General features: G+C 66.1%; 12 protein-coding genes. 3 read left to right on the forward strand and 9 right to left on the reverse strand.

The window, feature by feature from the left end; genetic code table 11:
- The 4 genes from H3O04_RS29485 to H3O04_RS29500 all read right to left on the reverse strand — a co-directional run.
- Positions 1-236, reverse strand: a 236-nt coding sequence (locus H3O04_RS29485; RefSeq protein WP_337249675.1) for a CHC2 zinc finger domain-containing protein, incomplete at its 3' end; no start/stop codon positions are given.
- A 70-nt stretch (positions 237-306) separates the two neighbouring features.
- Positions 307-753 carry a GatB/YqeY domain-containing protein gene (locus H3O04_RS29490; protein WP_006479409.1) on the reverse strand — a complete coding sequence of 149 codons (447 nt, stop codon included), beginning with the start codon at positions 751-753 and terminating at the stop codon, positions 307-309.
- Between the two features lie 194 nt (positions 754-947).
- Positions 948-1,160 carry a 30S ribosomal protein S21 gene (rpsU, locus tag H3O04_RS29495; protein ID WP_006479415.1) on the reverse strand — a complete coding sequence of 71 codons (213 nt, stop codon included), beginning with the start codon at positions 1,158-1,160 and terminating at the stop codon, positions 948-950.
- Between the two features lie 104 nt (positions 1,161-1,264).
- Positions 1,265-2,485, reverse strand: coding sequence for an NAD(P)/FAD-dependent oxidoreductase (locus tag H3O04_RS29500; RefSeq protein WP_023474428.1), 1,221 nt, complete (start codon positions 2,483-2,485; stop codon positions 1,265-1,267).
- 130 nt (positions 2,486-2,615) lie between these two features.
- On the opposite strand from H3O04_RS29500, the gene tsaD reads away from it, so the two are divergent.
- The gene (gene tsaD, locus H3O04_RS29505) at positions 2,616-3,656 is read left to right on the forward strand and encodes a tRNA (adenosine(37)-N6)-threonylcarbamoyltransferase complex transferase subunit TsaD (RefSeq protein WP_006479420.1); all 1,041 of its coding nucleotides are present in this window, start codon (positions 2,616-2,618) and stop codon (positions 3,654-3,656) included.
- Between the two features lie 94 nt (positions 3,657-3,750).
- Here tsaD and folE2 read toward each other — a convergent pair whose 3' ends face one another.
- From folE2 to H3O04_RS29525, 4 genes are all read right to left on the reverse strand, one after another.
- A complete protein-coding gene (gene folE2 / locus H3O04_RS29510; protein ID WP_124476646.1) occupies positions 3,751-4,560 on the reverse strand; it encodes a GTP cyclohydrolase FolE2 in 810 nt (269 codons plus the stop codon).
- A gap of 154 nt (positions 4,561-4,714) precedes the next feature.
- Positions 4,715-6,619, reverse strand: a complete 1,905-nt coding sequence (dxs, locus tag H3O04_RS29515) for a 1-deoxy-D-xylulose-5-phosphate synthase (RefSeq protein WP_034174878.1) — start codon at positions 6,617-6,619, stop codon at positions 4,715-4,717.
- Between the two features lie 81 nt (positions 6,620-6,700).
- On the reverse strand, positions 6,701-7,585 hold the full coding sequence (locus tag H3O04_RS29520) for a polyprenyl synthetase family protein (RefSeq protein WP_202589020.1): 885 nt from the start codon (positions 7,583-7,585) through the stop codon (positions 6,701-6,703).
- On the reverse strand, positions 7,582-7,875 hold the full coding sequence (locus tag H3O04_RS29525; RefSeq protein ID WP_006479428.1) for an exodeoxyribonuclease VII small subunit: 294 nt from the start codon (positions 7,873-7,875) through the stop codon (positions 7,582-7,584). The genes H3O04_RS29520 and H3O04_RS29525 overlap by 4 nt, the downstream gene beginning before the upstream one ends.
- A 269-nt stretch (positions 7,876-8,144) precedes the next feature.
- Here H3O04_RS29525 and H3O04_RS29530 point away from each other — a divergent pair, with 269 nt between their 5' ends.
- Together H3O04_RS29530 and H3O04_RS29535 are read left to right on the forward strand one after the other, a co-directional pair.
- Positions 8,145-9,251 carry an aromatic ring-hydroxylating oxygenase subunit alpha gene (locus H3O04_RS29530; protein WP_011548151.1) on the forward strand — a complete coding sequence of 369 codons (1,107 nt, stop codon included), beginning with the start codon at positions 8,145-8,147 and terminating at the stop codon, positions 9,249-9,251.
- Positions 9,252-9,368: 117 nt separating this feature from the next.
- Positions 9,369-10,238, forward strand: a complete 870-nt coding sequence (locus tag H3O04_RS29535; RefSeq protein WP_006479432.1) for a sulfurtransferase — start codon at positions 9,369-9,371, stop codon at positions 10,236-10,238.
- A gap of 69 nt (positions 10,239-10,307) precedes the next feature.
- Here H3O04_RS29535 and H3O04_RS29540 read toward each other — a convergent pair whose 3' ends face one another.
- The gene (locus H3O04_RS29540) at positions 10,308-11,183 is read right to left on the reverse strand and encodes a dienelactone hydrolase family protein (protein WP_011548153.1); all 876 of its coding nucleotides are present in this window, start codon (positions 11,181-11,183) and stop codon (positions 10,308-10,310) included.
- Positions 11,184-11,274: the final 91 nt, after the last annotated feature.

The raw sequence follows: 11,274 nt of genomic DNA on the forward strand, positions 1-11,274 counted from the left end.
AACGTGAGCCCCGCATGTTCCATCAGGAAGCCGATCGCCGTGCCGTGCGCGCCGCAACCGAAGCAGTGATAGAACTGCTTGGTCGGGCTCACGGTAAACGACGGGCTCTTCTCGTTATGGAACGGGCACAGGCCCATGAAGTTGGCGCCGCCCTTCTTGAGCTGCACGTACCGGCCCACCACGTCGACGATATCGACGCGGTTCAGCAAATCCTGCAGGAACGAATGCGGAATCACCGTGGGATCGAGCGAAAAAAGACAATACGACGCCCGGCGCACGCATCGCTGGGCGCGCCGGGAACGGGTTTTACTTCGTGAGCGCGGCCTTGACCTGCGCGGAAACGGCCGTCATGTCGGCACGGCCGGCGAGCTTGCCCTTCAGCACGCCCATCACCTTGCCCATGTCCTGCGGGCCTGCCGCGCCGGTTTGCGCGACGGCCGCCTGCACCTCGGCCGCCACTTCGGCGTCCGACAGTTGCGCGGGCATGTAGCCGCCCAGCACGGTCAGCTCGGCTTGCTCCTTCGCGACCAGATCGTCGCGACCGGCCGCCTGGAACTGGCTGATCGAATCCTTGCGCTGCTTGATCATCTTGTCGATCACGGCCGTGATGCCCGCGTCGTCGAGCGTGACCCGATCATCGACTTCGCGCTGCTTGATCGCGGCCATCAGCAGGCGAATCGTTGCCAGGCGCTCGCTTTCCTTCGCGCGCATCGCGGCCTTCATGTCTTCGCTGATCTGCTCTTTCAAACTCATCTTTCACCCGGGATGGAAACGTGAATCCGACGCCCGCGAATGGGCGTCAACACAAAAACCCGCTTGGGACAGTGTCTCAAGCGGGTTGCTCGAATCCGGCATCGGCGACTCGCCGCCTGATCGGCTGCGCGATCGCACCCGATCGCACGGAGTCGCCGGTGCGCCGCTCAGCGAACCGCGCGGCGCCCAATCGTTCAGTACAGCTTCTTCGGCAGCGTCTGGCTGCGAATACGCTTGTAATGACGCTTCACCGCAGCGGCCTTCTTACGCTTGCGTTCTGCGGTCGGCTTCTCGTAAAACTCGCGCGCACGAAGCTCGGTCAGCAGACCGTTCTTCTCGATCGTGCGCTTGAAGCGACGCATTGCAACTTCGAACGGCTCGTTCTCTTTAACGCGAATGATCGTCATGATCCGACACGAATAAAGGTTTGCAAGGAAAGACTACCGAGTATAGCAGAGCGATTGTTCAAAGGCACGGACCCCAACCCGCCAGAACGGCGCCGGCCGGCGCGTCAGGCGCCTCGCGCATACTCGGCCGCGGCCTGCCCGGCCGCCGTGCCGGACGCCCATGCCCACTGGAAGTTGTAGCCGCCGAGCCAGCCCGTCACGTCCACCGCCTCGCCGACGAAGAACAGCCCCGGCACGCGCGCGCTCATCATCGTCGCTGACGACAGCTCGCGCGTATCGACCCCGCCCTTCGTCACCTCGGCCTTCTTGTAGCCTTCGGTGCCGTTCGGCGTCAGCGTCCAGCCGGACAGCGCTTCACCGATCTGGCGCAGCGTCTTGTCGGGCAGATCCGCGAGCCGCGCGTCGGCCGCGACGCGATGCGTGTCGAGCCACGCATGCGCGAGGCGCGACGGCACCCAGTCGGCGAGCAGTGAGCCGATCTGGCGCTTCGACGTGCGCTTCGCGTCGAGCAGATCGGCCACCGTGTCGCGCTGCGGAAGCAGGTCGACGCGGATCGGGTCGCCGGGCTGCCAGTAGCTCGAGATCTGCAGGATGCCGGGCCCGGACAGCCCGCGATGGGTCAGCAGCAGGTCCTCGACGAATTCGCCGCCACGCTTCTTGTCGCCGGTCGACACGCGCACTTCGAGCGATACGCCGGACAGCGGCGCGAACGGCGCCCAGTCTTGCGGTGCGAACGTCAGCGGCACGAGCGCGGGCCGCGTATCGACGAGCTTGTGGCCGAACTGCTTCGCGAGCCGGTAGCCGAAATCGGTCGCACCGATCTTCGGAATCGACAGCCCGCCGGTCGCGACGATCAATGCGCGTGCCCCGATCGGGCCAGCCTGCTGCGTGTCGAGCGTGAAGCCGTCGGACGGCGCATGGCGCACCGCGTCGACGACGACGGGCCGGCGCCACGCGATGCCGCCCGCGTCGCACTCGTGCTTCAGCACGTCGATGATCGCGTCGCTGCCGTGGTCGCAAAAGAGCTGGCCCTTGTGCTTTTCGTGCCAGGTCACGTGATGGCGCTTGAGCAGCCCGAGGAAGTCGCGCGGCGTATAGCGCGCGAGCGCCGAGCGCGCGAAATGCGGATTCGACGACAGGTAGTTGTCGGGCCCGGCGTACAGGTTCGTGAAATTGCAGCGGCCGCCGCCCGAGATGCGGATTTTCTCGGCGAGCCGCGGCGCGTGATCGATCAGCACGACGCGGCGGCCGAGCTGGCCGGCGACCGCGGCGCTCATCATGCCGGCGGCGCCCGCGCCGATCACGGCGATGTCATAAGTTTCCATGGCGCGGATTGTACCCGCCCGGCCTCGGGCTCGGGCCGCCCGCAGGGGCCGTGAGCCCCCGCCTGCTATAATTTCGGGTTACGTTGACCTACCTGCGGCGCGCCCGAAACGGCGTGCCCCGCCCGCACCCATGCTCGTTCTCGGCATCGAAAGCTCCTGCGACGAAACCGGCCTCGCGCTCTACGACACGCAGCGCGGCCTGCTCGCGCACGCGCTCCATTCGCAGATCGCGATGCACCGCGACTACGGCGGCGTCGTGCCCGAGCTCGCATCGCGCGACCACATCCGCCGCGCGCTGCCGCTGCTCGAGGAAGTGATGGCGCAAAGCGGCACGCGCCGCGACGACATCGACGCGATCGCTTTCACGCAGGGCCCCGGCCTCGCCGGCGCGCTGCTGGTCGGCGCGAGCATCGCGAATGCACTCGCGCTCGCGTGGAACAAGCCGACCGTCGGCATCCATCACCTCGAAGGCCACCTGCTGTCGCCGTTGCTGGTCGACGAGCCGCCGCCGTTCCCGTTCGTCGCGCTGCTGGTTTCCGGCGGCCACACGCAACTGATGCGCGTGACCGACGTCGGCGTGTACGAGACGCTCGGCGAAACGCTCGACGACGCGGCCGGCGAAGCGTTCGACAAGACGGCGAAACTGATCGGCCTCGGCTACCCGGGCGGCCCCGAAGTATCGAAGCTGGCCGAAACGGGCACGCCGGGCGCGGTCGTGCTGCCGCGCCCGATGCTGCATTCGGGCGATCTCGACTTCAGCTTCAGCGGCCTGAAGACGGCCGTGCTCACGCAGATGAAGAAATTCGAAGCGGCGAAGCTCGAAGGCGAAGCCCTCGAACGCGCGAAGGCCGACCTGGCACGCGGCTTCGTCGATGCGGCCGTCGACGTACTCGTCGCGAAGTCGCTCGCCGCGCTGAAGAAGACGAAGCTCAAGCGCCTCGTGGTCGCGGGCGGCGTCGGCGCGAACCGCCAGTTGCGCGCGGCACTGTCGGCGGCCGCGGCCAAGCGCGGCTTCGACGTGCACTACCCCGATCTCGCGCTCTGCACCGACAACGGCGCGATGATCGCGCTGGCGGGCGCGCTGCGGCTCGGCCGCTGGCCGGAACAGGCGAATGCCGACTATGCGTTCACGGTGAAGCCGCGCTGGGACCTCGCGTCGCTCGCGGGCTGAATCGCGCCACGCGACACCGCCAGCCGGAAAATGAAAAAGCCGCTCGTTCGAGCGGCTTTTCTCATTGGCAGGACAAAATGCCGCGGTCGCGGCGTTATGCAGCGTGCCGCTTGTCGCGTTCGATCAACGCATACGCGCTGTGATTGTGGATCGATTCGAAGTTCTCGGCTTCGAGCACGTAAGCAACCACCCGCTCGTCCGCATCGAGACGTTGTGCGACGTCGCGCACCAGATCCTCGACGAACTTCGGGTTCTCGTATGCGCGCTCGGTGACGAACTTCTCGTCCGGACGCTTCAGCAGCCCCCACAGTTCGCACGACGCTTCCTCTTCCGCGATGCGGATCAGCGCCTCGACCGACAGATCGGCGGCCAGTTCGGCATCGATCGTCACGTGCGAGCGCTGGTTGTGCGCGCCGTACTGCGAGATCTTCTTCGAGCACGGGCACAGGCTCGTGACCGGCACGAGCACCTTCAGGAACAGGCGCGTGTCGCCGTTGCGGCTTTCGCCGGCGAGCGTCACTTCATAGTCGAGCAGGCTCTGCACGCCGGACACCGGCGCGGTCTTGTTCACGAAATACGGGAACGTGACTTCGATGCGGCCGGCCTCGGCTTCGAGCTTCACGAGCATCGACGCGAGCATCGCGCGGAAGCGCTCGACCGTCAGCGGCGCGCGGTTCTCCTCGAGCAGCGCGACGAAGCGCGACATGTGCGTGCCCTTCTGATCGGCCGGCAGACGGACGTCGAGATTCCAGACACCGACGGTCGGTTGCACGTCGCCGCTTTCGGTACACACCGTCAACGGATGCCGGACCGCCTTCACGCCCACGCGCTGAATCGGGATCTGACGGGTATCCACCGTGCTCTGCACGTCGGGCATCACGAAGGCGGGATTCATCTGGTTCATCTTGTTCAATCCTTGTAAGCCGCGCGTTCGACGACGCGCACGCCGCATCATGCGGCAGCCGGAAAAGCAACATGGGCCCGCAGGCCCATGTTTTCCGCATCAATGAAGACCGGTTGCGCCAGTCGCACCGACGCCGCCCGCAGGCGGCGCCAGCTTATGCGACGCGCTTCGCGTGGCCGGCGACATCGGCCGCCGGGCTCAGGAAGCGTTCGCGAATCGACTTCGCGATGCCCGCGCCGTCGAGGCCGCATTGCGCCAGCAGCTTCGCGTGGTCGCCGTGGTCGACGAACTGGTCAGGGAGGCCCAATTGTAGTACGGGTCGGATAACCCCACTCTCCATCAGGGCTTCCACGCAGGCCGAACCCGCGCCCCCCATCACGCAGCCTTCCTCGACCGTGACGAGGTAGTCGTGCGTTTCGGCCAGCTCGCGCACGAGCGCCGCATCGACCGGCTTCACGAAGCGCATGTTCGCGACCGTTGCATCGAGCTCCTCGGCAGCGGCGAGCGACGGTGCGACCATCGTGCCGAACGCGAGGATCGCGACGCGCTTGCCTTCCGGCTGCGACGTGCGGCGACGCACTTCACCCTTGCCGAGCGGGATCTCGGTGAATTCCTTCACCGTCGCCACGCCCGTGCCCGCGCCGCGCGGATAACGCACCGCGGTCGGGTTCGGCTGCTGCAGCGCCGTGTGCAGCATCTGGCGGCATTCGTTCTCGTCGGACGCGGCCATGATCGTCATGTTCGGGATGCAGCGCATGAACGCGAGATCGTATGCGCCCGCATGCGTCGCGCCGTCCGCGCCGACGAGGCCCGCGCGATCGATCGCGAACACGACCGGCAGGTTCTGCAGCGCGACATCGTGGATCAACTGGTCGTACGCACGTTGCAGGAACGTCGAGTAGATCGCGACGACGGGCTTCAGCCCTTCGGTCGCGAGACCGCCCGCGAACGTCACCGCGTGCTGCTCGGCGATGCCGACGTCGTAGTAGCGATCCTTGAAGCGCTTCTCGAACTCGACCATGCCCGAGCCTTCGCGCATCGCGGGCGTGATGCCGACCACGCGCGTATCGCGCTCGGCTTCGTCGCACAGCCACTCGCCGAACACCTGCGTGTAGGTCTTCTTCGCGGGCGTCGTCGACGGCTTGATGCCTTCGGCGGGGTTGAACTTGCCGGGGCCGTGATAGAGCACCGGATCGGCTTCGGCGAGCTTGTAGCCCTGGCCTTTCTTCGTCACCACATGCAGGAACTGCGGGCCGCGCAGTTCGCGGATGTTCTGCAGCGTCGGGATCAGCGAATCGAGATCGTGACCGTCGATCGGGCCGATGTAGTTGAAGCCGAACTCCTCGAACAGCGTGGCCGGCACGACCATGCCCTTCGCGTGCTCCTCGAGCTTGCGCGCGAGTTCGAGCACCGGCGGCGCCACACTCAGCACGCGCTCGACGCCCGCGCGCGCAGCCGCATAGAAGCGGCCCGACATCAGGCGGGCGAGATGGCGATTCAGCGCGCCGACCGGCGGCGAGATCGACATGTCGTTGTCGTTCAGGATCACGAGCAGCTTCGCATTTTCCGATACGCCCGCGTTGTTCATCGCCTCGAACGCCATGCCGGCCGTCATCGCGCCGTCGCCGATCACCGCGATCGAGAAGCGGTCGTCGCCGTTCAGCTGGCTGCCGATCGCCATGCCGAGCGCGGCCGAGATCGACGTGCTCGAGTGCGCGGTGCCGAACGTGTCGTATTCCGACTCGCTGCGGCGCGGGAAGCCCGAGATGCCGTCGTACTGACGCAGCGAATGCATCTGGTCGCGGCGGCCCGTCAGGATCTTGTGCGGGTAGGTCTGGTGACCCACGTCCCAGACGATGCGATCGTTCGGCGTGTTGAACACGTAGTGCAACGCGATCGTCAGCTCGACCGTCCCGAGGTTGGACGACAAATGGCCGCCCGTCTTCGACACGCTGTCGAGCACGAACGCGCGCAGTTCATCCGCGAGCGGTTGCAGTTGGCGACGATCGAGGCGGCGCAAATCCGCCGGGTCGTCGATGGTTTTCAGCAAGTCGTACATCGTCGTTCCATTGTAGGAAATCAAACGCGCCCGCATTCTTTTGCACGCACCGTAGCGTGTGCGCGGCGGCGGGCTTTCGCGTCAGCTGACCCGGTTCACTACCAGGTCGGCAAGTTCGGCCAGACGCTGTGCGCGTGCGCCGAACGGTTTCAGCGCATCGTGCGCTTCGGCGCGCAGCTGCGCTGCCAGCTCGCGCGACGTCTCGAGACCGAGGATCGATACATAGGTCGGCTTGTCGTTCGCCGCGTCCTTGCCGGCCGTCTTGCCGAGCGTCGCCGAATCGGTCGTGACGTCGAGAATGTCGTCGACGACCTGGAAGGCCAGACCCACGGCCCCCGCGTAAACATCCAGCGCGGCCATCGTTTCCGCCGACGGCGTCTCGCCGGCCAGCGCGCCCATCCGCACGGCCGCGCGCAGCAATGCGCCCGTCTTCATCCGGTGCATCGTCTCGAGTTGTTCGCGCGTCAGCTTCAGGCCGACGCTCGCCAGATCGATCGCCTGCCCGCCGGCCATGCCGATCGAGCCGCTCGCCAGCGCCAGCTCGCGCACGAGCGCCGCCTGCTGCACCGGCGACAGCGCATCGGCGTCGGTCAACGCCACGAACGCCTGCGACTGCAGCGCGTCACCGACCAGCAGCGCCGTCGGTTCGTCGTACTGCACGTGCACGGTCGGCTTGCCGCGACGCAGCGCGTCGTCGTCCATGCACGGCATGTCGTCGTGCACGAGCGAGTAGACGTGGATCATCTCCAGCGCCGCCGCCGCGGCGTTGCGTGCCGCCTCCGTCGCACCGGTCAGCTCGCCTGCTGCATGGCACAGCAGCGGGCGAACGCGCTTGCCGCCACCGAGGACCGCGTAGCGCATCGCCTCGTGAAGTTTCGCGGGCATCGCGGTTTCAGCCGGCAGATAGTGGCCGAGTGCGTCCTCGACACGGTCAAGCACGGACCGCATCCATTGTTCGAATGTCATAGATCGTCGTCTTCGCCGTCCGTGGCGGCCGTTCCGGACGAAAGCGGCTTCAGCGTCGCGCCGTCGAGCACGCGAACCTGCTGCTCCACTTTCTCGAGCTGCTGTTGGCAAAACGCAACGAGGGTCGCACCGCGGCGATACGCCGCCAGTGAATCCTCGAGGCTCAACGCGCCGCCTTCCATCCGGGCAACTAGCGTCTCGAGTTCCGCGAGCGCCATCTCGTAATTGTCCGGCAACGGTTCGGTGCCATTGCCGGGCGGCGTGGCGCCTGGGGATGCGGTTTTCGCCATGGACGAGGTGTCAAATTTCAAAACAAGTCGGACATTCTACGGCAAAAGAGAATTTTCCGACCTGCCGTCTTGGGCGCCCGCGCACAATTCCGGCCCCATCTCCAGCGCACAGTGTGCGCCTTTCGAGGGCAGCCCGACAAAAAATTGACACAAATCAGGCACTTAATCCTAGCCTTGCGAGGCGAACCGGGTATAATTCTCCGTTTCCCTAAATCGATTTTTCGATGGTTGGGTTGTTCACTGCTTTCACGCTAACACCGGGAGTGGGAATGTCCAATCTGAGCGATGCGCTTCAGTTGAAGTCGGCCCACAGCCAGCTTCCAGTCACTGCATATTTCGATGAGGCGCTACTCGAGCGCGAGATCGAAACCCTCTTCAAGAAAGGACCTCGTTACGTCGGGCACGAGTTGATGGTGCCCGAGGCGGGGGATTATTTCGCGCTGCCGTCCGAGCAGGAAGGCCGCGTGCTGGTCCGTAACCAGACGAACCAGATCGAGCTGCTGTCGAACGTGTGCCGCCACCGGCAGGCGATCATGCTCAACGGGCGCGGCCGCACGCAGAACATCGTGTGCCCGCTGCACCGCTGGACGTACGACCTCGAAGGCGAGCTGCTCGGCGCACCGCACTTCCCCGACAAACCGTGCCTGAACCTCGGCAAGAGCCCGCTGCAGAACTGGCAGGGGCTGCTGTTCGAGGCCGAGGGCCGCAACGTCGCGCGCGACCTCGCCAACCTCGGTACGAAGCATCACTTCGACTTCTCCGAGTACCAGTTCGATCACGTCGAAGTGCACGAGTGCGATTACAACTGGAAGACGTTCATCGAGGTCTACCTCGAGGATTACCACGTCGTCCCGTTCCACCCGGGCCTCGGCAGCTTCGTGTCGTGCGACGATCTCAAATGGGAGTTCGGCGACTGGTACAGCGTGCAGACGGTCGGCGTGCACAACGCCCTCGCGAAGCCGGGCAGCGCGACTTACCAGAAATGGCACGAGCAGGTGCTGAAATTCCGCAACGGCGTGCCGCCGGAGTTCGGCGCGATCTGGATGGTCTACTACCCGGGCCTGATGATCGAGTGGTATCCGCACGTGCTGGTCGTGTCGTGGCTGATCCCGCGCGGGCCGCAGAAGACGACCAACATCGTCGAGTTCTATTACCCCGAGGAAATCGCGCTGTTCGAGCGCGAATTCGTCGAGGCCGAGCGCGCCGCCTATATGGAAACGGCCGTCGAGGACGACGAGATCGCGATGCGGATGGACGCGGGCCGCCGTGCGCTGATGGCGCGCGGCGAGTCGCAGGTCGGCCCGTATCAGAGCCCGATGGAAGACGGGATGCAGCACTTCCACGAGTTCCTGCGCCGCCACCTCGGCGACCTCTGACGGCGGATGCGGCGCTTTGACGCCGCCCGGCCTCCGGCAAACGAAAAGACGGGCTTCGGCCCGTCTTTTTTTGTTTAGACTTGGAGTGTCAGGCCATTTGCACTCGAGGGAGCCGTCATGCCACACACTCATTACACCACGCTCATTTCCGCCGCCAATCTTGCCGAGCGCCTGGCCGCGGCGCCCGGCAGCGTGGCATTGTTCGACTGCCGCTTCGATCTCGCCGATCCCGGCGCCGGCGAAGCCGCGTACGCGGCCGGCCACCTCCCCGGCGCGCAATATCTTCATCTCGACCGCGACCTGTCGGGCCGCAAGACGGGCACCAACGGCCGCCATCCGCTACCGACCCGCGACGCGCTCGCGACACTGCTCGCCAGCCGCGGCCTCAAGCAGGGCCAGCAGGTCGTCGCGTACGACGCGCAAGGCGGCGCCTATGCGGCACGCCTGTGGTGGCTGTTGCGCTGGCTCGGTCACGATTCGGTTGCGGTGCTCGACGGCGGCCTGCAAGCCTGGGAAGCGGCCGGCCAGCCGCTGACGACCGACGTGCCGCAACCGGTCGCCGGCGACTTCCGCTCGGCCACGCCGCTCGAATCGACGGTCGATGCAGCGGCCGTGCTCGCGAACGTGTCGTCGCCTGCGCGCGTCGTGATCGATGCACGCGCACCGGACCGCTATCGCGGCGAGAATGAAACGATCGATCGGGTGGGCGGCCACATTCCCGGTGCGCGCAACCGCTTCTTCAAGGACAACCTGACTGCCGACGGCCGCTTCAAGACCGGCCATGAATTGCGCGAGGCATTCGCCACCGTGCTGGCCGGCACCGAGCCGAATCGCGTGATCCTGCAATGCGGCTCCGGCGTCACCGCCTGCCACAACGCACTGGCGCTGGAAGTGGCGGGCCTGCACGGCGCGTCGCTGTACCCCGGCTCGTGGAGCGAATGGAGCGCCGATCCGTCGCGACCGATCGCGACCGGCCCGAATCCTTGAGCACCCGCGCGGCGCGACGACGATGAAACGGCGGCCGGTGCCGCGGCGGTAGTTGCCGCCGCCCGTCGTTTACATCACGCCGTACTTGTGGAACCACTCGATCGCGCGCTTCCAGCCGTCCTCCGCATCGCCTTTCACGTAGCTCGGCCGGTAGTCGGCAAAGAACGCGTGGCCGGCATCCGGATACACGACGATTTCCGATTCGCGCGCGAGCTTCGAATCGCTCGTCTGGATCGCCTTGCGCATGTCCGCGAGCGACGCCTGCGTGATGTTCTGATCCTTCTCGCCGTACAGCCCGAGCACGGGCACCTTCAACGACGATGCATGATCGACCGGGTTGAACGGCGTCATCTCGTCGGTCTTGCCTTCGACGAACCCGTACCACGCCACGGCGGCCCGCACGTGCGGATTGTGCTCCGCATACAGCCACGCCTGGCGACCGCCCCAGCAGAACCCGGTCACGCCGAGGCGCGTCAGGTCGCCGCCGTTCTTGCCGGCCCAGGCGACGGTCGCATCGAGATCCTCGGTGACCTGGCGGTCCGGCACCTTGCTGATGATGTGGTCGTACAGTTCCTTCATCGTCGGATACTTCGCCGCGTTGCCCTGCCGGGCGAACAGGTCGGGCGCGATCGCAAGATAGCCAAGCTTCGCGAAGCGCCGGCAGACATCCGCGATATGCGCGTGCACGCCGAAGATCTCGTGAATCACGATGACGACCGGCAGGTTCGTCTTGTCGACCGGCTGGGCGCGATAAGCCGGCACGCTTGCATCGCCGGAGCGGATCTCGATGGTATCGACGTCCAGCCCGGTGCTGTCGGTCGTGACCGTCTGCGCCGACACGGGCAGCACGGCTGCCGCGAAGGTGCCGCCCAGCGCGGCCTGCATGAACTTGCGGCGCGAGAACGGGACATGGGGGACCAGGCTGTCGACTTCGGGTTTCAACATGAATGCACTCCTCGATTGGGCGCCGCCGTCACGCTCGCGGATACGGCATGACGGGGCATCGCACCGGCACGCGGCGCGGATGTCGCGGCGG

It is taken from the genome of Burkholderia sp. KCJ3K979 (assembly GCF_016759955.1).
GTDB classification, from domain to species: Bacteria; Pseudomonadota; Gammaproteobacteria; order Burkholderiales; family Burkholderiaceae; genus Burkholderia; species Burkholderia orbicola.

Coding starts and splice junctions, on each gene's coding strand:
- H3O04_RS29490 (WP_006479409.1), bottom strand. CDS start 753: ATGAGTTTGAAAGAGCAGATCAGCGAAGACATGAAGGCCGCGATGCGC.
- rpsU (WP_006479415.1), bottom strand. CDS start 1,160: ATGACGATCATTCGCGTTAAAGAGAACGAGCCGTTCGAAGTTGCAATG.
- H3O04_RS29500 (WP_023474428.1), bottom strand. CDS start 2,485: ATGGAAACTTATGACATCGCCGTGATCGGCGCGGGCGCCGCCGGCATG.
- tsaD (WP_006479420.1), top strand. CDS start 2,616: ATGCTCGTTCTCGGCATCGAAAGCTCCTGCGACGAAACCGGCCTCGCG.
- folE2 (WP_124476646.1), bottom strand. CDS start 4,560: ATGAACCAGATGAATCCCGCCTTCGTGATGCCCGACGTGCAGAGCACG.
- dxs (WP_034174878.1), bottom strand. CDS start 6,619: ATGTACGACTTGCTGAAAACCATCGACGACCCGGCGGATTTGCGCCGC.
- H3O04_RS29520 (WP_202589020.1), bottom strand. CDS start 7,585: ATGACATTCGAACAATGGATGCGGTCCGTGCTTGACCGTGTCGAGGAC.
- H3O04_RS29525 (WP_006479428.1), bottom strand. CDS start 7,875: ATGGCGAAAACCGCATCCCCAGGCGCCACGCCGCCCGGCAATGGCACC.
- H3O04_RS29530 (WP_011548151.1), top strand. CDS start 8,145: ATGTCCAATCTGAGCGATGCGCTTCAGTTGAAGTCGGCCCACAGCCAG.
- H3O04_RS29535 (WP_006479432.1), top strand. CDS start 9,369: ATGCCACACACTCATTACACCACGCTCATTTCCGCCGCCAATCTTGCC.
- H3O04_RS29540 (WP_011548153.1), bottom strand. CDS start 11,183: ATGTTGAAACCCGAAGTCGACAGCCTGGTCCCCCATGTCCCGTTCTCG.